Here is an 18,025-nt window from a genome sequence, read left to right as displayed (position 1 = left end):
GGGTGTGACTGATGTGACCGAGGCGGGATGGCGGCGTGACCGAGTGGGTAGTGCGTCGTTGTGAGAGACATGGCGCACCGCTCCTCTTCCCGGTACTCCTGCCCGCTCACGCTGCAGTTGATCGGCCCGCGCTCGTGGACCGAGGTCCCGGCGCAGCTCGTCTACCTCGCCGCCGACCCGTACGCGGTCCGGATCACCTTCGGGGACGCGGGCGAGGACGGCGTCACGTGGCTGGTGGGCCGGGAGCTGCTGCGGATCGGGCTGGACCGGCCGGCCGGGGACGGCGACGTCCGCGTGTGGCCGGCGTCGGCGACCGCCGACGCCCTGTTCCTGCACCTGCGGGCGCCCTCGGGTGAGGCGCTGTTCGAGCTGTCGCGGGCGACGCTGGGGGCGTTCCTCCGCGAGACCGAGGCACTGGTCCCCTCCGGCTCCGAGGACGAGGTGCTCGACCTCGACGGGGAGCTGGTGGCCCTGCTGTCGAACGGCGGTGCCGACCCGACAGGACGCTGACCTGCAGCAACACTGCCAGGGCAGACTCCCGGGACCCCCCTCCCTCGGGAGCCGGCGGGGGCCGTGTAGAGTTCTGCATGCAACGCGGACGTGGCTCAGTTGGTAGAGCATCACCTTGCCAAGGTGAGGGTCGCGGGTTCGAATCCCGTCGTCCGCTCGGACCTCGGGCGCCGGTCGCGAGACCGGCGCCCGTGTGCGGTGGAGTGGCCGAGAGGCGAGGCAACGGCCTGCAAAGCCGTCTACACGGGTTCAAATCCCGTCTCCACCTCGTTCTCCCCCGCGGAGCGCGAGCGCGGAGGAGGGTCCGGTCGCACGACCGGGACGGGCGATTGGCGCAGCGGTAGCGCGCTTCCCTGACACGGAAGAGGTCACTGGTTCGATCCCAGTATCGCCCACCAGCTTCACCAGCACTTTCACCCCCGAGCACGGTCGCCGGAGATCCGGCGTGGGTCATATGTGGGTCGCGGATCCTCGGCGTCCTCGCCCCACGCGGCCCGCACCCGGTCGTGCCGGTCCGGGGTCAGGTGCGCGTACACCGCCAGCATCCGGGTGCTGGAGTGCCCGAGGATCTGCGCGACCTCGGCGTCGGGCACGCCGGCCTGGGTCAGCCACGATGCGCAGGTGTGCCGCATCACGTACGGCCGCGCGGCCTCCACCTTCGCCTGCTCGAGCGCCGGCGCCCACACCCGCTGCCGGAAATTCGACTCCCCCACCCGGCCGCCGCCCGGCGCGGTGAACACCGGCCCGGCCGGCCGGTCGGCGACGATCGCCCACAGCAGCTCGCCGACGTGCCGCGGGAACGGAACCCACCGGGTCGACCGGTCCGTCTTCCCGTACGGCCTCAAGCCCGCCCGGGTCAGGGTCTGCGACACGTAGACCATCCGCCGGTCGAAGTCGATCGACTCGACGTCCAGGCCGGCGAGCTCGCCCGGCCAGCGCAGCCCGGAGTAGCAGCCCAGCGCCACCAGCGCCTGCCACACCGGCGCGTGCGGATCCGGCTGGCCGTGCACGGTGCGCGACGCGAGCGCGAGCTGGATCCGGTCGTGCTCGTCGTGGGTCAGCCACCGCACCCGCCGCTGCCCGATCCGCGGCAGGTCGACGTCGCGGCACGGCGACGCCCCGATCAGCCCCTCCAGCGTCGCGTCGTGCAGCATCCCCGACAGCAGCCGGAACGCCCCGGTCACGGTGTCCGGGCCGTGCCCGGCCTTGGTCATCGCGGTGACCCACGCCTGCACGTCGGAGCGGCGGATCGACGCCAGCGGCCACGGCCCCCACTGCGGCAGCACGTGGTTGCGCATCCAGCTGTCGTCCTTGGCCGCCGTCGCCGGTTCGACGTTGCGGGTCGCCGTCCACCGCCGCTGCCATTCGGCGACCGTGGTGCGCCGGCCGTCCTCGACCGCGAGCGGCTGCCCGGATCGGAACGACGCCTCCAGCTCGTCCGCCCACGCCTTCACCACCCGCTTCAAGGGGTCGGTGAACGAGATGCGGCGGCCGGACGGGTGCCGGACGACGGCGGAGAAGTTCCCGCTGGGCAGCCTGCGAATGTAGGCCACCGCGCCGCCTACACCAGTTCGGCGACCGAGCTGGTCACGACCGTCAGCGGCCCGTGCACGAGGAACAGCCCGGCCGACAGGGCGGCGGCGACGCCCAGCCCGAGGCCCTCGATGCGCCGCAGGTGGCGGCGCAGCCAGTTGTCGCACAGCGTCTCGGCGGCCCGCCTGCGCCCGGCCCGGTCGAGCCGGTCGGAGAACTCCATGATGTTCTCGTCGTGGTGCCACACGTAGTCGACGTCCGGCGGCAGGTGGGACACCCGGAACACGGTCTCCTCCCACGCCTCGCACCCGTGCAGCAGCGTCAGCTTCGGTCGCTGTTCGCGCCCGCCGGCCGGACCGCTGGTTCCGACGTCCCCGCTGGATTCCCCCACGGCCGCCGTCCTCTCCCCCTCGGGCGCGCTCGTGGCCGCCCTCTTGCTGTGCGGTGCCGCGACCATAGACCGGAAGGTGTGGTTTGCGGCACCCGATCCTTGGTATCCGGCAAGGTTTCGGTTCAGTAACGGCCGCGGCGTTCGTCCTGTCTGCCCTGGTCGTAGCCGGATTGGTAGGCGTCGAGGATCGCGGTGCCGAGCTGCTCGAGCAGATCGCGCTGCCGGCCGGTGAGCTGCTCCAGCCGCTTCGGCGGGTTCCACGGGCCGCGCGGCGGGGCCTGGCCGGCGGCCTCGTAGACCCGGTCGACCGGCACCCGCAGCGCCTTCGCCAGCCCCTCGGCGGTGCGGGGCTGCAGCCGGCCGCCGTGCTCGCCGCGCGCGATGGCGCGCAGGCTCTCGTACGAGATCGCACCCTCGGCGAGGTTGGCCGCCTGCAGGCTGGACATCGGCGCGTCGGGGGTGCCCATCTCCCGCAGCCGGGTGAGCACCAGGTCCTGCAGCGCATTGGGCCGCACCTCCTCGGTCATGCCCGCTCTCCCTCACGTCGAGAGGGCGGAGCGTGCAGCCGGGCGACCCGGTTCTCGCCCACTCGGTAGCCCTGCTCGCGCAGCTCGTCGGCGATGAACCGATAGCCGAACGCCGGATCGTCGGCATGGATGCCGTAAGCGGCGTTGATCAGGTGCGCGTCGTCCCAGTCGCGCTGGCTGATCGGATGGGCCAGCCACTTGTAGAAGGCCTGCTTGGAGAAGCCCAGCACCCGGCAGGTCACCGCGACAGGGATCTGCTCGGCGGCGAGTTCACGGACCAGCGGGTAGATCATTTTGGGAGGACATCGCGGGCGAAGTAGGCCGTCGCTCGCCGCAGGATCTCGTTCTCCTGCTCCAGCAGCTTGTTGCGCCGGCGCAGCTCCCGCAGCTCCGCGTCCTGCTCTTTTCCGCCTCCGCGGTCACCGGACGTGCTCGCCGGCGCCGGGCCGTCCTCGCGGTCGGCGATCTTCAGCCAGCGCTGCAGGCAGGTCTCAGAGATGCCGAAGTCCTTGGCCACCTGGGCGACCGAGGCCTCGCTCTTGCGGGCCACCGCGATCACGTCACGACGGAACTCCGCCGGATAGGGCTTGGGCACGATGCGAATCCTTCCAGCGAGGCCGAAGCCTCACAGGCAAGGAGTCAACCGAACCGGGGGCAGTCCCAACCTTGCCAAGGACGTAGCGTGAGGCGGTGCCCATCTTCCGACGTCGTCAGCCGGCCCTGGACACCACCGACCACACCGTCGAGACCCACTACTGCGCCGACTGCGACAGCAACTTCGCCCGCGTCACCGGCTTCGTTCATGCGCCACACGGCGGTCACACGCTGGCCTCCTACTACGCCGTGTGCCACGGGCACCCAGAGCACGAGGTCGCGTTGGACCTCACCCTTGGCACTTGGGGTGACCACAACCCCGATGATCACGAAACGTTCTCCTGCCTCATCAGGCCGAGGCCTCAAGGGGTCATGGCCGTGGACCCGTTCGTCACCCTCGCCTTCGATGAGGGGGAGGAAGTCCCGGCATTGCTCGGGCGCCCCATGAGCCGGGAGGAAGCCCTTAGCAGTCCCCGCATCACGACCGTCTGGGCGATCGTCGATGCCCTGATCGCAACCGTTGACCCGATAGCCGAGCAGTTCTACGCCAGGAGCGGGCGCGCTGGCGCACGCTAAGAGCCGTCGTAACGGCCATCCGTGCAACGTCCCTTAGTGGGCCGCCTAGAGACACCGACCCCGTCCTGTGCCATCCGAGCGAGCAAAGCAGTGCCCCAAGGGCTCCACTGCTGACCTACGGTCACGGTCATGGCGGAGGAGCCCGGGCCCGGCGTTGTCCGCAGCAGTTCGCTGAAGATGCTCGCCTTGGGTGTCGCCCTGATCGCTTCCTACTTCGTCCTCGCCGCAACGACGACGATCGGCGACCCAGGGGACATTGGCGGCGGTCTCATCCTCCTTCTCGGCTACCTCGCAGCAGGAGGAGGCGTGTTGCTCGTCGGCCGAGACCTATGGAAGCACTGGTCCAGCCACAGATGAGCTGATGTCTCATCAGTGGGCCGTTTAGGGACACGGCCAGCAGGGATGGCCCACAAGATCCCCAGAACAGGCTCTAGCCACCCACCCCCACTCATCCGTCGAAGGCCCCATCCCCGTCCGGGGGCGGGGCCTTCGTCATGCCCGGAACGGAGCGCAGCGCATGACCGATCCGACAGCGCCGCCCGACGACGCCGACGCCGGGCTGGAGGGCGGCCTGGGCGAGGTCACCGACCAGCAGTGGCTGGAGGCGCACCAGGCGCTGATCGCCTCCGGCGCGATCCCGGCCGACGAGCTGCGGTTCCTGTTCGACCCCGACCGCGACCCGGCCGACGTCACCCCGGCCGAACTGCTCTACGGGGGAGGGCTCGACCTTGGCTGACGCCGGCGACGTCCGCCGGATGCGGGCCATCATCGACCGGCTGCACGCCTTCGACGTCGTCACCCGCGAGCTGCCCGGCTGGGAGGCGCGCGGCCTGACGTGGGCGCGGGTGCCGGTCGGCATCGTCGACCACCACGACGCCTCCTCGATCAAGTCCGGCGAGTGGGGGTCGCTGGGGATCCTGCCCGGCGGCCGCCCGGGTGTGCCCGGCCCGCTGTGCCAGTTCCAGCGGGCCCGCTGCCTGGACGGGGTGCCGAAGGTGGCGATCGTCGCCGCCGGCCGCGCGAACCACGCCGGCCGGGGCGGCGCCTACCGGTTCCCCGACGGGCTGGTGATCCCCGCCGACGTCGCCAACGCCTGGCTGTACGGCGCCGAGTGGGCGAACAACGGCCTCGGCGAGGCGATCACCGACGCCGCCGACTACGCCACCGACGCCCTGTTCCGCGCGGTGCTGGAGGTGTGCGGCTGATGCTCCCGACCTCGCGCGTGATCGGCCACAAGGAATGGGCGCCGGGCCGCAAGTCCGACCCGCGCTACTCGATGGACTGGCGGCGGGACCGCGTCGCCGGGTTCGCCCCCGACGGAGGGTTCCTGATGACACTGAACGACGACGAGCAGCGGCGGCTGCTGGAGAACACCGACCGGATCGCCTCGGAGCTGATGGGGCCGGGCTGGCGGGCCAACAAGTACGGCTGGCCGACGTGGCGGCTCGGCCCGGACAAGTACCAGCAGACCCTGACCCTGGTGGACTACCTGCGCAGCATCGACCGGGAGATCAACGGCCGGCTGGACCTGGGCAAGCGGCCCGGCCCGGAGCTGGACACCGTGTTCGGGCAGGTGCTGTCGACGCGGGCGCTGGCCGCCGAGCTGGTCGACGCGGCCCGCAACGCCGCCCCCGCGCCGGCCGCGATCGACCCGGCGGCGATCGACTGGTCGCAGGTGACCATGCCGGCGGTGGACGAGGCGGCGATCGTCGAGCAGCTCGCGCAGCGGCTGACCGGCGACCTCGGCGACGTGCTCGCCGACAAGCTCGCCGCCAGGCTCGCCGCCCGCCTCGCCGAGTAGGCCCGGCGTGCGGCTCAACGGCTGGCGCGGCGCCGGGCTGCTGATCATCGGCATCTCCTGCCTGTTCCCCGGCTGGCGGTACACGTTCGACGTCCCGTACCGGCTGCCGCCCGGCATCGACCAGCTCACCCTGGCCGGCCGCATCACCCAGGGGATCGGCGTCGGCTGGCTGATCGCCGCCGTGCTCGGCATCTGGTGCGCGTTCCGGCTGCGGGACCGGCCGGGGATCTTCGCGCTGGCGTTCATGCACGCCGTGTGGTCCGCGGCGCTGCTGATCGGCTGGTTCTTCTACGGCGGGTCGATCGTCTACGCGGTCTCCACCGCCGGCGTGTTCGGCCTGATCGTGTGCTGGTCGCGGATGGTCAACCCGCCTCGGGCCGAGGTGATCGACGCCCTGCTGGACGAGCGAAAGGGCGGCGATGAGCGGTGAGTACGTCGTCCCGATCGTCTGCGCCCTCATCGGCGTGCTCGGCGGTGTCTACGCGACGCGCGGCCGGCGGGCCACCGACCGCAGCAACCTCGCCGACCGGCTGTGGGATCAGGTGCAGGAAGGGGACCAGACGCTGCAGCGCGAGCGCAGCCGGTGGACCTCCCGCGAGTGGATCTGGCGCGACTACGTCGTGCGCCTGCGCCGCCAGGTCGAAGACCTCGGCGGCGACCCCGCCCCGTACCCGGACGCGCTGACCCGCGTGCCCGACAACGTGTGAAGGAGAACCCCGTGTCCCAAGCAGCGAAGGCGGTCATCGCCTCCCTGATCGTGGTCGCCCACGCCGGGCTGCTGGCCTGGCAGTTGCACACCGGCAGCGACGGCTTCCAGTGGCTCGACCTGTTCCCCGTGATCTCCGCCGTCGGCGGCGCGGTGCTGACCTACGTGGTGCCGAACGTGCCGCAGCTGCCCGCCGCGAAGGCGATCGTCTCCGGCGTGCTGCAGGCCGTCGCCGCGGTCGCCGTGCTGTTTCAGGACCCGACGGTGGAGGTCAACGTGACCGCCGTGCTGGTCGCCCTGCTCGGCACGTTCGCCGTCTATCAGGTGCCCAACGCCGTCGACGAGCCCGGCGAGCACACCGCCCCCGAGGCGCCGTCCGCGCACATCCTGCCCGCCCCGCCCGCCTGACCCGAAGGAGACCCTGCCGTGCCTCTGAACACCGACGCCCTCGACGTGATGGCCGACGCGCTCGCCGCGGCCGCCCCGTACCTGTCGCTGCACTCCGCGGACCCCGGCGCGACCGGCACCAACGAGACCAGCGCCGGCCGGGTCGCCGCCGCCTGGCCGGCCGCCTCGAGCGGCGACCTCGTCATCGCCGACAAGGCGTTCACCGGCGGCGCGTCGTCCGGCGCGGTGTCCCACGTCGGGCTGTGGTCGGCGCAGGCCGCCGGCACCGGCACCTTCTACGGCGCCTTCCCGATCCCCACCGACGGGTCGCACGACCTCGCGTTCAACGCCGCCGGCGACTACACGATCACGTCGCTGACGATCGACGGCTCCGCCACCTGACCCGATGGCGACCCTCGCCACCGAGACGTGGACGGGCGCCGAGCAGGACCCCTGGCCGTCCACGTGGTCCCAGCCGGCCGGGCAGGACGCGGGCCCCATCCAGATCCGGTCCAACCGGGGCCGGATGGCCCCGCAGGCCGGCTACAAGGGGAAGTCGTCCTACCGCAACGACTTCACCGCCGCCGAGGTCGACGCCGTCGTCACCTACCGGCTGTCCAACCCCGACGAGACGTTCGCGGTGTTCGGGCTGTGCACCGGCACCACGAAGTCGGCGGCCGGCGGGGCGGCGTTCCCGTCGTCGGGCTACGCCCTGTCGCTCTACACCAGCGGCTCGACCAGCCTGTGGACCCTCTACCGGCAGGACACCCCCACCGTCACCGACCGGCCGGCCGACGGCGCCCTGGTGGCGCTGACGGACTACACGGTGCGCTGGCAGGTGCTCGACGGGGTCGTGCGCGCGAAGATCTGGGATCCGACCGGCCCGGAGCCCGCGACCTGGGACCTGACCTACAACGACCCGAACCCGCTCGGCGCGGGCCGGCTGTGGCTGGGCGCGCAGTCCGGCGAGCTGGGCCGCTTCTACGACTTCGACGACCTGACCGTCACCGACGGGCAGGCCACCGAGCCCCCGGCCGAGGGCGCGGCCTCGGGGTCGTGGACCGTCTCCGGCGGCGTCGCCGGGGCCGCCGAGCACACCGGCAGCACCTCGGGCGGCTGGACGGCGGCCGGCGCGGCCGCCGGGGCCACCGGGCACGCCGGCAGCGCGGCCGGGTCGTGGTCGGCCGACGGCACGGCGGCCGGTCGCGCCGACCACGCCGGGAGCAGCGCGGGCGCGTGGACGGCCGGAGGGACGGCGGCCGGCGCGGCCGAGCACCAGGGCAGCGTCGCCGGGGCCTGGTCGACCTCCGGCGACGTCGCCGGGGCCACCGGGCACGCCGGGGCCGCCTCGGGCGGCTGGACGACGTCCGGCGCGGCCGGCGGCAGCACCGAGCACGCCGGCGCGGCCGACGGCGGCTGGGACGTCACCGGCACGGCAGCCGGAGCCACCGACCACCAGGGGTCCGCCTCCGGCGGCTGGACCGCCGGCGGCGCGGCGGCCGGCACCAGCGACCACGCCGGGACGGCGGCCGGCGGGTTCACGGTCGACGGCACCGCGACCGGGACGGCCGAGCACACCGGCGCGGCGGCCGGGTCGTGGACCGTCACCGGCCACGCCGCCAGCACCTCCACCCCAACCGGGGCCGCCGCCGGGGCCTGGACCGTCACCGGGGCCGCGGCCGGGGCCACCGAACACACCGGGACCGCGTCCGGCGGCACCGTCTGGACCGCCAGCTTCACCCGCCCGACGGCGCTGGAGCACCGGCCCGGGCACGCCGCCGTGCTCGCCGACGCCGGGTTCGCCGCCCTCGCCGCCGACGCCGGGTTCGCCGGCCTGGCCCCGGCCGACACCGGCCGCGCCGAGCTCGCCCCGGCCGCCGGGTTCGCCGCACTCGCCCCGGCCGCGACCGGCCACGCCACCCTGCTCGCCGCCGACGCCGGGCACGCCGACCTCGAGCCCGCCACCGGGTTCGCCACCGTGCAGACCTGAGAGGAGCCCCGCGTGCCCGACTTCCAGATCAAGGCCCACGACAGGCTGCCGGTCATCCGCGCCGCCCTCACCAGCGGCGCCACCCCGGAGACCGCGACACCGGTCGACCTGTCCACCGCGACCGGCGTGGACTTCATCATGCTGCAGTCCGACGCCGCCGGGGTGCCGATCGCCGGCGCGACCCCGACGGTCAACAGCCCGGCCACCGTCGAGGACGACGTCAACGGGGTGGTCGCCTACGAGTGGGCGGCCGGGGACACCGACGCCCCCGAGCACTACGTGGCCGAGTGGGAGGTCACCTGGGCCGACGGGCGGACCCAGACGTTCCCGACGTCGGGCTATCACACGGTCGACGTGCTCGCCGACCTGGACGAGGCCTGATGCCCGCCCCGGCGCGGCCGCAGCCGCGCACCCCGGCCGGCGGGCCGCTGGTCCGGCTGCGCCGCGCCTACACCGACCCGACCGGCCGGCCGCTGCACGGGCAGGTCACGCTGCAGGGCCAGACCCGCCGCGAGACCGGCGGCCGGGTCGTCGTCCCCGCGCCGGTGCCGGTCCGGCTGGTCGACGGCTGGCTCGACGTCCGGGTGCCGCCCGACGTCTACACGCTGACCGGCAGCCTGCGCACCCCGGAGGGCACGGTCGTCGTCGATCGCGACACCGTCACCCTCACCGCGTAGCCTCGCGACGCGAGCTACCCGCCGGACGTCCCCGGGATCGGCTCCGGGCAAAGGGCCCCCTCCGCTACGGCGGAGGGGGCCCTTTCGGCGTGCCTGGGGTCAGAACGCCCACTCCCAGCCGCTCTCCATGTAGACCGGCCGGTAGACCAGGGTTCCGGTCGGCGCGGGCACGTCGAGCACGATCGGGCCGGCGTACTGCTGCGACGGGCCGAGCTGGTCGCTGGTGAACGTCTGGTTGAGGCAGGAGAACGTGGGCCCCGTCGCGAGGTCGGAGACGGTCAGCCCGTCGGGGGTGATCACCTTCCAGTCGTTCGGGTTCATCGAGTAGAACAGGTCGCTCGGCATGGTCGCCCCGGTGGACGCCCGCAGGTCGACCTTGAGCAGGTGCCCGTTCTGCGCCGCCTGCGCGAACTGGTTGTCGCACGGCGGGTCGACGGTGATCGCGTCCACGGTGAAGGTCAGCCACCGCGTCCCGTCCTCGTTCGCGATGCCCGCCTCCTCGCCCAGCTTCTTCTCGATGTTCCCGCGCGCGTTGATCGACGGCCCGGTCGTCGTCGGCGCCGAGCTGGTCGACGTGGCGGTCGTGGTGGCGGGCAGCGTCGGGGTGGAGGCGGCGGCGCTGTCGTCGTCGGGGACGTCGGCGGCGCAGCCGCCCACGGCGAGCACGACGGCGGCCAGCACGGCCAGTCGGCGGGTCATTCGGCCGGCTCCGTCATTCCGCAGATGGGGCAGATCACGCAGCGCACCTTACGGCCGTTTCCGTCCGGTAGCACTCGACGTGCGAGCGCCAGCCCGACCCGTCCGCACCGCTCGCACTGCAGCTGCTCCGGCGTCATCGTCCGGCCGTCGACGACGACGGTCTCCCGGTCGTGCGTCCAGGCGAGCAGCGCGCCGAGCAGCAGCAGGCCGCCCAGGACCAGCCACAGCCACGGGTTGGAGATCAGCCAGCCGAGCAGCAGCAGCGCGGCCAGCACCGACCAGAACCGGCGGGTGAGCATCGCCGCGCCGGCGACCTCGGTGAACGCACGGACGAACATGGGACTCCTCCTCTGTGGTGCGAACGGTTGGCCGGGGCCAAGGGTTTCGGGGCCCGGCGTGGGTCAAACGTGGGTCAGGAATGTGCACAACAGTGGGTGCAGACGACAGTCTTGGACCTACAACGGCCAGCTCAGGGGCATAACGGCACGTCAGCGGGACGTCCTGACTTCCCTGACACGGAAGAGGTCACTGGTTCGATCCCAGTATCGCCCACAACATCGAGGCCCCGGCCCGCGGACAGCGGGTACCGGGGCCTCGTCGCGTTCGGCCGGGAGCCGGCGGGTCAGACGGCGCGGGGCGCCACGCGCTCGGACCAGAACCGGTCCACCTGGGCGGCCAGCTCCTCCTGGGTGCCGCGGTTGTCCAGGATGACGTCGGCGACCGCGCGGCGCTGCTCGTCGGTGGCCTGTGCGGCGATCCGCGCGCGGGCGTCGGCCTCCGGGAGCCCCCGCTGCACCAGCCGGGCCACCCGGGTCTCCTGATCGGCCTCCACGACGAGCACGAGGTCGTAGGGCTCCCACCGCTCGGTCTCGACCAGCAGCGGCACGTCGTGGACGACGACGGCGTCCGGCGGGGCCGTGGCGGCCAGCTCGGCGGCACGGGCCCGCACGAGGGGATGCACGACGGCGTCCAGGCGCGCCCGGGCCTCCGGGTCGGCGAACACGACCGCGGCCAGGGCCGGCCGGTTCAGCCCGCCGTCCGGACCGAGGACCTGCTCCCCGAAGGCCGCCACCACGGCCGCGAGGCCGGGCGTGCCGGGCTCGACGACCTCGCGGGCGATCCGGTCGGCGTCGATCACCACCGCACCGCGCGCGGCCAGCAGCGCCGAGACGGTGCTCTTCCCCGATCCGATCCCGCCGGTCAGCCCGATGCTCAGCACCCGGCGAACCTATCCGGCGGCAGATCACGGATCGGCAACACGAGTCCATCCCGTCCGGCGCGTCGCACCAGTCACACCAGTCACGGGACCTAACGTCCGTCCCGGCGATCTTCCCCGCCGAGAGAGGCAGAACCCGACCATGTCCCGTCCCATGCACGCCCGGCCCTCGACCGCGTCCGCCGGTCACTCCGCCCCCGGCCGACGGGGCCCTGGCCGCCACCGGGCGACGCGCGCCGGCGGGGTCCGCGTCACGGACCTGCCCGCCGTCCGGGAGCGGCTGCAGGCGGACGGCCGCGGCGTGCCGCACCGCAACGCCTTCATGCGCTGGCTGCTGCCCACGGCCCCGGCCGGGCGGCACACCTGGAACTTCCTGGCGATGTCCGGCGGCCGACCGCGCACCGCGTTCGCGATCATCCTCAGCCTCTAGCCGATCGCGCACGAGAGCCCCGCGGACCACGGGTCCGCGGGGCTCTCGTGCCCGGAGAACGGGCCGCGCCAACGACGGAGGCCCGGAACCCCGCGGGGGTTCCGGGCCTCTGCCGTTACGTCAGGCGGTGACCGCTAGGAGGTCACTCCCCGCCGGCGAGCTTGGCCCGCAGCGCGGCGAGCGCCTCGTCGCTGGCCAGCGTGCCGCCGCCGGTGGTGTCGCCGGTCTCGACGTCGCCACCGCTGGAGTAGTTGCCACCGGCCGCAGCCTCGGCGTCGGCCGCGCGGGCGTCGGCGATCTGCTTGCGGTGCGCCTCGTAGCGGGACTGGGCCTCGGCGTACTGCCGCTCCCACTCCTCGCGCTGGGCCTCGTAGCCCTCGCGCCACTCCCCCGTCTCCGGGTCGAAGCCCTCGGGGTAGATGTAGTTGCCCTGCTCGTCGTACGAGGCGGCCATGCCGTAGGCGGCCGGGTCGAACACGTCCTCGTCGCCGATGACGCCCTCGTTGGCCTGCTTGAGCGACAGCGAGATGCGGCGCCGGTCGAGATCGATGTCGATGACCTTGACCAGGATCTCGTCGCCGACCTGCACGACCTGCTCGGGGATCTCCACGTGGCGCTCGGCCAGCTCGGAGATGTGCACCAGGCCCTCGATGCCCTCGTCGACGCGGACGAACGCACCGAACGGCACCAGCTTGGTGACCTTCCCGGGGACGACCTGGCCGATCTGGTGCGTGCGGGCGAACTGCCGCCACGGGTCCTCCTGCGTCGCCTTCAGCGACAGGGAGACGCGCTCGCGGTCGAGGTCGACGTCGAGGACCTCGACGGTGACCTCCTGGCCCACCTCGACGACCTCGGACGGGTGGTCGATGTGCTTCCAGGACAGCTCGGAGACGTGCACCAGACCGTCGACGCCGCCGAGGTCGACGAACGCACCGAAGTTGACGATCGAGGAGACGACGCCCGTGCGGACCTGGCCCTTGGCGAGCTTGTTGAGGAACTCGCTGCGGACCTCGGACTGCGTCTGCTCCAGCCACTGCCGGCGGGAGAGGACGACGTTGTTGCGGTTCTTGTCGAGCTCGATGATCTTCGCCTCGAGCTCGCGGCCCACGTAGGGCTGCAGGTCGCGGACACGGCGCATCTCGACCAGCGAGGCGGGGAGGAACCCGCGCAGGCCGATGTCGAGGATGAGACCGCCCTTGACGACCTCGATGACGGTGCCGGTGACGACCTCGTCGGCTTCCTTCTTCGCCTCGATCGTGCCCCAGGCGCGCTCGTACTGGGCGCGCTTCTTGGACAGGATCAGCCGGCCTTCCTTGTCCTCCTTCTGGAGAACGAGGGCCTCCACCTCGTCGCCGACCTTGACGACCTCGTTCGGGTCGACGTCGTGCTTGATGGAGAGCTCACGCGAGGGGATGACGCCCTCGGTCTTGTAGCCGATGTCCAGCAGCACCTCGTCCCGGTCGACCTTGACGATCACGCCTTCGACGATGTCGCCGTCGTTGAAGTACTTGATGGTCTGGTCGATCGCGGCAAGGAAGTCCTCGGCGGTGCCGATGTCGTTGATCGCGATCTGGGGGGTGCTGTCGGGACGGACCTGAGTAGAGGTCATGTGGTCGAGTGCTCCGGACGGTTTATACGTAGGGACAGGGCGACCCGCGGCCGGGTGTGCCGCGGGAAGAGCGGGGAGAGCCGGCGGGCGCAGTTCCCCGGACCGGGGCACAACGCTGACAGACCTCAGGCGCATTCCCATCGTACGGACGTCGCGGGGGCTCGGTCCACCTGGGTCTTTCGGCCCGGTCCGGCGCGGGCGTGTCACCCTGGGCGTGTCATGAGCGCTCCCCCGCCGCCCGACGACGGACTGCCCCTCGGTACCGACGGGTACCCGGCCGCGAGCGGGGTGGCCCGCCGCCCGGCGGGGACGGCGGAGTCGGCGCGGGCCAACCGGCGGTGGTGGGACGCCGCCGCGGAGGCCTACCTCGCCGAGCACGGCCGCGACCTGGGCGACGTCGACTTCCTCTGGTGCCCGGAGGGGCTGCGCGAGGCCGACGCCCACCTGCTCGGCGACGTCGCCGGCCGGCGGGTGCTGGAGATCGGCTGCGGCTCGGCGCCCTGCTCGCGCTGGCTGCTGCGGGCCGGCGCGCGGCCGGTGGCCCTCGACCTCTCCGCCGGGATGCTGCGCCGGGCGGCCGGGCTCAACCGGGCCACCGGCCTGCCCGTGCCGCTGCTGCAGGCCGACGCCGGCGCGCTGCCCCTGGCCGGCGGGAGCGTCGACCTGGCCTGCTCGGCCTTCGGCGGGCTGCCCTTCGTCGCCGACGTCGAGGGCGCGCTGGCCGAGGTCACCCGGGTGCTGCGCCCCGGCGGCCGGTTCGTCGCCTCGGTGAACCACCCGATCCGCTGGCCGCTGCCCGACTCCCCCGACCCGGACGACCTCCGGATCATCGGCTCCTACTTCGACCGCACCCCGTACGTGGAGACCGACGACCACGGGGACACGGTGTACGTGGAGCACCACCGCACCGTCGGCGACTGGGTGCGCGCGGTGGTCGGCGCCGGCCTGGTCCTCACCGACCTGCTCGAGCCCGAGTGGACGCCGGGGCGCACGCAGGTCTGGGGCCAGTGGTCCCCCGCCCGCGGCGCGCTGGTGCCCGGCACGCTGATCCTCGTCTGCGAGAAGCCGGCCGCTTGATCACCAGAGGTCGCCGTCGCGCCAGTCGCAGGTGAGCTCGGCCGCCGGGTCCAGGTCCGCGGAGCAGGGCAGCACGAACACCGCGCCGTCCTCGTCGGGGGTCCGGACGATCCCGGACGGCGTGAGCGCGGACGCCGGCCCCCTCCAGAGCTCCCAGCCGAGCGAGCGGTACAGGGGCGCCCCGTCGTCCGTGGCACTGAGCGCGCCGAAGTCGTACGCGCGGCGGATCACCTCTTCCAGTGCGCCCATGACGGCCGAGCCGTGGCCACCCCGGCGGGCTCCCGCCGCCACCGCCACCGCCTCCACGTACCCGACCCGCCAGGCCCGGCCGGCGTGGAGGAACCGGCGCAGGACGACGGAGCCGTGCGCGACCAACTCGTCGCCGTCGTAGGCGAGCGCGTGCATCCCGCCGAGGGCGTGCTCCCAGTCCTCCTCGGTGAACCCGCCCGGGCCGAAGGCGTCGCGGACGAGGAGCCACGCGCGGTCCAGCGTCCCTGGATCGAGCTGGGAGGTGTGCGCCACGGTGATCGCCGCCATCGGGGGATCCTCGCAGCGTGGTTCAGTGGGCGGCGTCGTCCCACGTCCGGCCGAAGCCGACCGAGACCTCCAGCGGCACCGACAGCTCGGCGGCGCCGGCCATCTCCCGGCGGACCAGCGCCTCCAGCGCCTCCTTCTCCCCCGGCGCCACCTCGAGCACGAGCTCGTCGTGCACCTGCAGCAGCATCCGCGACGCCAGGCCCTCGGCCGCGATGGCCCGCTCGACGTTGAGCATCGCGACCTTGATGACGTCGGCCGCCGAGCCCTGGATCGGCGCGTTCAGCGCCATCCGCTCGGCCATCTCGCGGCGCTGCCGGTTGTCGCTGGTGAGGTCGGGCAGGTAGCGGCGCCGGCCGAGGGTGGTCTCGGTGAACCCGGTCTGCCGGGCCTCGCCGACCACGCCGTCGAGGTAGTCGCGGATCCCGCCGAAGCGCTCGAAGTAGGCGTGCATCTGCTCGCGCGCCTCCTCGGGGGTGATCCGCAGCTGCTGGGACAGGCCGTACGCCGAGAGCCCGTAGGCCAGGCCGTAGCTCATCGCCTTGATCCGCCGGCGCATCTCCGGGTCGACGTCCTCGATCGGGATGCCGAACGCCCGGGCGGCGACGAAGGAGTGCAGGTCCTCCCCCGACGTGAACGCCTCGATCAGGCCGGCGTCCCCGGACAGGTGCGCCATGATCCGCATCTCGATCTGGCTGTAGTCGGCCGTCATCAGCGACTCGTAGCCGGGGCCGACCACGAACGCCTGGCGGATCCGCCGGCCCTCGGCCGACCGGATCGGGATGTTCTGCAGGTTCGGGTCGATGGACGACAGCCGGCCCGTGGCCGCGATCGTCTGCTGGAAGGTCGTGTGGATGCGCCCGGCGTCGTCCACCATCGGGATCAGGCCGTCGATGACCGTCCGCAGCCGCGTCACGTCGCGATGCCGCAGCAGGTGCTCGAGGAACGGGTGCCCGGTCTGTGCCAGCAGCCAGGTGAGCGCGTCGGCGTCCGTGGTGTAGCCGCTCTTGATCTTCTTGGTCTTCGGCAGGCCCAGCTCGTCGAACAGCACGGTCTGCAGCTGCTTGGGCGAGCCGAGGTTCACCTCCCGGCCGATCACCGCGAAGCACTCGCCGGCCGCGGCGGCGACCTCGTCGGCGAACTCGCGCTGCAGCTCGGTCAGGAAGTCCAGGTCGACGGCGATGCCCCGCTGCTCGATGCGCGCCAGCACGAAGGACAGCGGCAGCTCCAGCTCGCCGAGCAGCCGGTCGCCGCCGCGCTGCCCGAGCACGGTCTCGAGCGCGTCGGACAGGTCGTTGACCGCGACGGCCTTGAGGACGTCGACCTTCGCGGCCTCGGCGGCGAGGTCCTCCTCCGACGGGCCCATCCCGTCGAGGGTCAGCTGCGCCTCCTCGGCGGCGGCGTCCTTGAGCTCGCGGCGCAGGTAGCGCACCGCGAGGTCGCCGAGGTCGAACGAGCGCTGGCCGGGCAGCGCCAGGTAGGCGGCCAGCGCGGTGTCGCTGACCACCCCGTCGAGCTCCCAGCCGCGGGCCCAGATCGCCAGCAGCGGGCCCTTCACCTCGTGCACGACCTTCTGGGTCGCCGGGTCGGCGAGCCAGGCGGCCAGCGCCTGCTCGTCGGCGACGTCGAGGGACGGGCCCAGGTCGACGAAGGTGGCGTGGTCGTTGGCCGCGGCCAGCGCGATGCCGGTCAGCTCACCGACGCCGCGGCCCCACGTGCCGCGGAAGATCAGCCCGGTCCGGCCGGTCGTCGCGTTCGCCTCGAGCCAGGCGCCCAGCTGCCCGGCCGGCACCTGGTCGGCGGTGACGTCGAAGCCGCCCTCGACCTCCGGCTCGGCGCTGGTCAGCGTCGCGAACAGCCGGTCGCGCAGCACCCGGAACTGCAGGTTGTCGAAGAGGGTGTGCACCTCGTTGCGGTCCCACGGCTGGACGGCGAGGTCCACCGGCCCCAGCTCGAGCGGCACGGAGCGGTCGAGCTCGGTGAGCCGGCGGTTCTGCAGCACCGACGACAGGTGCTCGCGCAGCTTGTCGCCCACCTTGCCCTTGACCGTGTCCACCTGGTCGACGAGGGCGTCCAGCGAGCCGTACTCGCGGACCCACTTGGCCGCCGTCTTCTCCCCCACGCTCGGGATGGACGGCAGGTTGTCGCTGGGGTCCCCGCGCAGCGCGGCGAAGTCGGGGTACTGCGCCGGCGACAGGCCGTACTTGGTCTCGACCTCCTCCGGGGTGAACCGGGTGAGGTCGGAGACGCCCTTGCGCGGGTAGAGCACGGTCACGTGGTCGTTGACCAGCTGCAGCGCGTCGCGGTCGCCGGTGCCGATCAGCACGTCCATGCCGGCGTCGACCGCCTGCACGGTCAGCGTGGCGATGACGTCGTCCGCCTCGTAGCCCTCCGCGGTGATGAACGGGATGCGCAACGCCCCGAGCACCTCCTGGATCAGGCTGACCTGGCCGCGGAAGTCGGTCGGGCTCTCGGAGCGGTTGGCCTTGTACTCGGCGTAGATCTCCGAGCGGAAGGTCTTGCGGCCGACGTCGAAGGCGACGGCGAGGTGGGTCGGCGCCTCGTCGCGCAGGATGTTGATCAGCATCGAGGTGAAGCCGTAGACCGCGTTGGTCGGCTGCCCCGTGGTCGTCGAGAAGTTCTCGACGGGCAGCGCGAAGAACGCGCGGTAGGCCAGCGAGTGGCCGTCGAGCAGCAGCAGGCGGGGACGCGGCCCCGTCATCGTTCCGGCGGGAGCAGCAGCGGGAGCGGACATCGGCGTCGATCCT

Annotated in this window: 24 protein-coding genes, 4 tRNA genes and 1 pseudogene; 19 read left to right on the top strand and 10 right to left on the bottom strand. The window is 72.9% G+C overall.

The window, feature by feature from the left end:
* Positions 1-69 precede the first annotated feature (69 nt).
* From AB3388_RS11980 to AB3388_RS11965, 4 genes are all read left to right on the top strand, one after another.
* Positions 70-510 carry an SsgA family sporulation/cell division regulator gene (locus tag AB3388_RS11980; RefSeq protein ID WP_495410995.1) on the top strand — a complete coding sequence of 147 codons (441 nt, stop codon included), beginning with the start codon at positions 70-72 and terminating at the stop codon, positions 508-510.
* 84 nt (positions 511-594) lie between these two features.
* Positions 595-667, top strand: a tRNA-Gly gene (locus tag AB3388_RS11975).
* Positions 668-707: 40 nt separating this feature from the next.
* Positions 708-778 (top strand) — tRNA-Cys (locus tag AB3388_RS11970).
* Between the two features lie 55 nt (positions 779-833).
* Positions 834-908, top strand: a tRNA-Val gene (locus AB3388_RS11965).
* Positions 909-923: 15 nt separating this feature from the next.
* On the opposite strand, the gene AB3388_RS11960 is transcribed toward AB3388_RS11965, so the two are convergent.
* The 4 genes and pseudogenes from AB3388_RS11960 to AB3388_RS11945 form a co-directional block, all read right to left on the bottom strand.
* The gene (locus tag AB3388_RS11960; protein WP_495410994.1) at positions 924-2,063 is read right to left on the bottom strand and encodes a tyrosine-type recombinase/integrase; all 1,140 of its coding nucleotides are present in this window, start codon (positions 2,061-2,063) and stop codon (positions 924-926) included.
* An 8-nt stretch (positions 2,064-2,071) separates the two neighbouring features.
* The gene (locus AB3388_RS11955; protein WP_495410993.1) at positions 2,072-2,434 is read right to left on the bottom strand and encodes a hypothetical protein; all 363 of its coding nucleotides are present in this window, start codon (positions 2,432-2,434) and stop codon (positions 2,072-2,074) included.
* Positions 2,435-2,556: 122 nt separating this feature from the next.
* A complete protein-coding gene (locus tag AB3388_RS11950; protein ID WP_495410992.1) occupies positions 2,557-2,961 on the bottom strand; it encodes a hypothetical protein in 405 nt (134 codons plus the stop codon).
* Positions 2,962-2,996: 35 nt separating this feature from the next.
* A pseudogene (locus AB3388_RS11945) lies at positions 2,997-3,556 on the bottom strand (transposase); the annotation flags it as partial.
* Between the two features lie 95 nt (positions 3,557-3,651).
* Here AB3388_RS11945 and AB3388_RS11940 point away from each other — a divergent pair.
* The 12 genes from AB3388_RS11940 (at position 3,652) to AB3388_RS11885 (ending at position 9,692) form a co-directional block, all read left to right on the top strand.
* Positions 3,652-4,131: a hypothetical protein gene (locus AB3388_RS11940; RefSeq protein WP_495410991.1), complete on the top strand. Its 480-nt coding sequence runs from the start codon at positions 3,652-3,654 to the stop codon at positions 4,129-4,131.
* Positions 4,132-4,260: 129 nt separating this feature from the next.
* Complete coding sequence (locus AB3388_RS11935; RefSeq protein WP_495410990.1) at positions 4,261-4,488, top strand: hypothetical protein; 228 nt, start codon at positions 4,261-4,263, stop codon at positions 4,486-4,488.
* 160 nt (positions 4,489-4,648) lie between these two features.
* Positions 4,649-4,867 (top strand): hypothetical protein, encoded by a 219-nt coding sequence (locus tag AB3388_RS11930; RefSeq protein ID WP_495410989.1) that lies wholly within the window; start codon positions 4,649-4,651, stop codon positions 4,865-4,867.
* Positions 4,860-5,336: a hypothetical protein gene (locus AB3388_RS11925; RefSeq protein WP_495410988.1), complete on the top strand. Its 477-nt coding sequence runs from the start codon at positions 4,860-4,862 to the stop codon at positions 5,334-5,336. Before AB3388_RS11930 ends, AB3388_RS11925 begins: the two co-directional genes overlap by 8 nt.
* Positions 5,336-5,932, top strand: coding sequence for a hypothetical protein (locus AB3388_RS11920; RefSeq protein WP_495410987.1), 597 nt, complete (start codon positions 5,336-5,338; stop codon positions 5,930-5,932). The genes AB3388_RS11925 and AB3388_RS11920 overlap by 1 nt, the downstream gene beginning before the upstream one ends.
* 7 nt (positions 5,933-5,939) lie before the next feature.
* Positions 5,940-6,362, top strand: coding sequence for a hypothetical protein (locus tag AB3388_RS11915; RefSeq protein WP_495410986.1), 423 nt, complete (start codon positions 5,940-5,942; stop codon positions 6,360-6,362).
* The gene (locus tag AB3388_RS11910) at positions 6,352-6,639 is read left to right on the top strand and encodes a hypothetical protein (RefSeq protein ID WP_495410985.1); all 288 of its coding nucleotides are present in this window, start codon (positions 6,352-6,354) and stop codon (positions 6,637-6,639) included. Before AB3388_RS11915 ends, AB3388_RS11910 begins: the two co-directional genes overlap by 11 nt.
* Before the next feature lie 11 nt (positions 6,640-6,650).
* Positions 6,651-7,046, top strand: a complete 396-nt coding sequence (locus AB3388_RS11905) for a hypothetical protein (RefSeq protein WP_495410984.1) — start codon at positions 6,651-6,653, stop codon at positions 7,044-7,046.
* Positions 7,047-7,064: 18 nt separating this feature from the next.
* Positions 7,065-7,427, top strand: a complete 363-nt coding sequence (locus AB3388_RS11900; protein WP_495410983.1) for a phage tail fiber protein — start codon at positions 7,065-7,067, stop codon at positions 7,425-7,427.
* 4 nt (positions 7,428-7,431) lie between these two features.
* Positions 7,432-9,015, top strand: a complete 1,584-nt coding sequence (locus tag AB3388_RS11895; protein WP_495410982.1) for a hypothetical protein — start codon at positions 7,432-7,434, stop codon at positions 9,013-9,015.
* A gap of 12 nt (positions 9,016-9,027) precedes the next feature.
* Positions 9,028-9,396, top strand: coding sequence for a hypothetical protein (locus AB3388_RS11890; RefSeq protein WP_495410981.1), 369 nt, complete (start codon positions 9,028-9,030; stop codon positions 9,394-9,396).
* Positions 9,396-9,692 (top strand): hypothetical protein, encoded by a 297-nt coding sequence (locus AB3388_RS11885; protein WP_495410980.1) that lies wholly within the window; start codon positions 9,396-9,398, stop codon positions 9,690-9,692. Before AB3388_RS11890 ends, AB3388_RS11885 begins: the two co-directional genes overlap by 1 nt.
* A gap of 99 nt (positions 9,693-9,791) precedes the next feature.
* Here the strand turns inward: AB3388_RS11885 and AB3388_RS11880 are convergent, their stop codons facing one another.
* Both AB3388_RS11880 and AB3388_RS11875 read right to left on the bottom strand, forming a co-directional pair.
* Complete coding sequence (locus tag AB3388_RS11880; protein ID WP_495410979.1) at positions 9,792-10,391, bottom strand: hypothetical protein; 600 nt, start codon at positions 10,389-10,391, stop codon at positions 9,792-9,794.
* Positions 10,388-10,729: a hypothetical protein gene (locus tag AB3388_RS11875; protein WP_495410978.1), complete on the bottom strand. Its 342-nt coding sequence runs from the start codon at positions 10,727-10,729 to the stop codon at positions 10,388-10,390. The genes AB3388_RS11880 and AB3388_RS11875 overlap by 4 nt, the downstream gene beginning before the upstream one ends.
* Before the next feature lie 135 nt (positions 10,730-10,864).
* Between AB3388_RS11875 and AB3388_RS11870 the strand changes: the two genes are divergently transcribed.
* Positions 10,865-10,943, top strand: a tRNA-Ser gene (locus tag AB3388_RS11870).
* Between the two features lie 70 nt (positions 10,944-11,013).
* Here AB3388_RS11870 and coaE read toward each other — a convergent pair.
* The gene (coaE, locus tag AB3388_RS11865; RefSeq protein ID WP_495410977.1) at positions 11,014-11,610 is read right to left on the bottom strand and encodes a dephospho-CoA kinase; all 597 of its coding nucleotides are present in this window, start codon (positions 11,608-11,610) and stop codon (positions 11,014-11,016) included.
* Between the two features lie 151 nt (positions 11,611-11,761).
* Here coaE and AB3388_RS11860 point away from each other — a divergent pair, with 151 nt between their 5' ends.
* Entirely contained in the window at positions 11,762-12,037 is a 276-nt protein-coding gene (locus AB3388_RS11860; protein WP_495410976.1) for a hypothetical protein, read from the top strand.
* A gap of 142 nt (positions 12,038-12,179) precedes the next feature.
* Here the strand turns inward: AB3388_RS11860 and rpsA are convergent, their stop codons facing one another.
* The gene (gene rpsA, locus AB3388_RS11855; protein ID WP_495410975.1) at positions 12,180-13,646 is read right to left on the bottom strand and encodes a 30S ribosomal protein S1; all 1,467 of its coding nucleotides are present in this window, start codon (positions 13,644-13,646) and stop codon (positions 12,180-12,182) included.
* Between the two features lie 219 nt (positions 13,647-13,865).
* Here rpsA and AB3388_RS11850 point away from each other — a divergent pair, with 219 nt between their 5' ends.
* Positions 13,866-14,723, top strand: coding sequence for a class I SAM-dependent methyltransferase (locus AB3388_RS11850; protein WP_495410974.1), 858 nt, complete (start codon positions 13,866-13,868; stop codon positions 14,721-14,723).
* On the opposite strand, the gene AB3388_RS11845 is transcribed toward AB3388_RS11850, so the two are convergent.
* A complete protein-coding gene (locus AB3388_RS11845) occupies positions 14,724-15,260 on the bottom strand; it encodes a GNAT family N-acetyltransferase (protein ID WP_495410973.1) in 537 nt (178 codons plus the stop codon). It lies immediately after the preceding gene.
* A 22-nt stretch (positions 15,261-15,282) separates the two neighbouring features.
* Positions 15,283-18,012 (bottom strand): DNA polymerase I, encoded by a 2,730-nt coding sequence (gene polA, locus AB3388_RS11840; RefSeq protein WP_495410972.1) that lies wholly within the window; start codon positions 18,010-18,012, stop codon positions 15,283-15,285.
* Positions 18,013-18,025 lie beyond the last annotated feature (13 nt).

The sequence above is a fragment of the Geodermatophilus sp. SMS 5-13 genome (assembly GCF_059428245.1).
This window is presented reverse-complemented; position numbering and strand designations above follow the sequence as displayed.

Bases quoted from the DNA above. Each gene is read 5' to 3' on its own strand.
- AB3388_RS11980 (WP_495410995.1), top strand. From the start codon at position 70: ATGGCGCACCGCTCCTCTTCCCGGTACTCCTGCCCGCTCACGCTGCAG.
- AB3388_RS11950 (WP_495410992.1), bottom strand. From the start codon at position 2,961: ATGACCGAGGAGGTGCGGCCCAATGCGCTGCAGGACCTGGTGCTCACC.
- AB3388_RS11935 (WP_495410990.1), top strand. From the start codon at position 4,261: ATGGCGGAGGAGCCCGGGCCCGGCGTTGTCCGCAGCAGTTCGCTGAAG.
- AB3388_RS11930 (WP_495410989.1), top strand. From the start codon at position 4,649: ATGACCGATCCGACAGCGCCGCCCGACGACGCCGACGCCGGGCTGGAG.
- AB3388_RS11920 (WP_495410987.1), top strand. From the start codon at position 5,336: ATGCTCCCGACCTCGCGCGTGATCGGCCACAAGGAATGGGCGCCGGGC.
- AB3388_RS11910 (WP_495410985.1), top strand. From the start codon at position 6,352: ATGAGCGGTGAGTACGTCGTCCCGATCGTCTGCGCCCTCATCGGCGTG.
- AB3388_RS11895 (WP_495410982.1), top strand. From the start codon at position 7,432: ATGGCGACCCTCGCCACCGAGACGTGGACGGGCGCCGAGCAGGACCCC.
- AB3388_RS11885 (WP_495410980.1), top strand. From the start codon at position 9,396: ATGCCCGCCCCGGCGCGGCCGCAGCCGCGCACCCCGGCCGGCGGGCCG.
- AB3388_RS11880 (WP_495410979.1), bottom strand. From the start codon at position 10,391: ATGACCCGCCGACTGGCCGTGCTGGCCGCCGTCGTGCTCGCCGTGGGC.
- AB3388_RS11875 (WP_495410978.1), bottom strand. From the start codon at position 10,729: ATGTTCGTCCGTGCGTTCACCGAGGTCGCCGGCGCGGCGATGCTCACC.
- AB3388_RS11860 (WP_495410976.1), top strand. From the start codon at position 11,762: ATGCACGCCCGGCCCTCGACCGCGTCCGCCGGTCACTCCGCCCCCGGC.
- rpsA (WP_495410975.1), bottom strand. From the start codon at position 13,646: ATGACCTCTACTCAGGTCCGTCCCGACAGCACCCCCCAGATCGCGATC.
- AB3388_RS11850 (WP_495410974.1), top strand. From the start codon at position 13,866: ATGAGCGCTCCCCCGCCGCCCGACGACGGACTGCCCCTCGGTACCGAC.
- AB3388_RS11845 (WP_495410973.1), bottom strand. From the start codon at position 15,260: ATGGCGGCGATCACCGTGGCGCACACCTCCCAGCTCGATCCAGGGACG.
- polA (WP_495410972.1), bottom strand. From the start codon at position 18,012: ATGTCCGCTCCCGCTGCTGCTCCCGCCGGAACGATGACGGGGCCGCGT.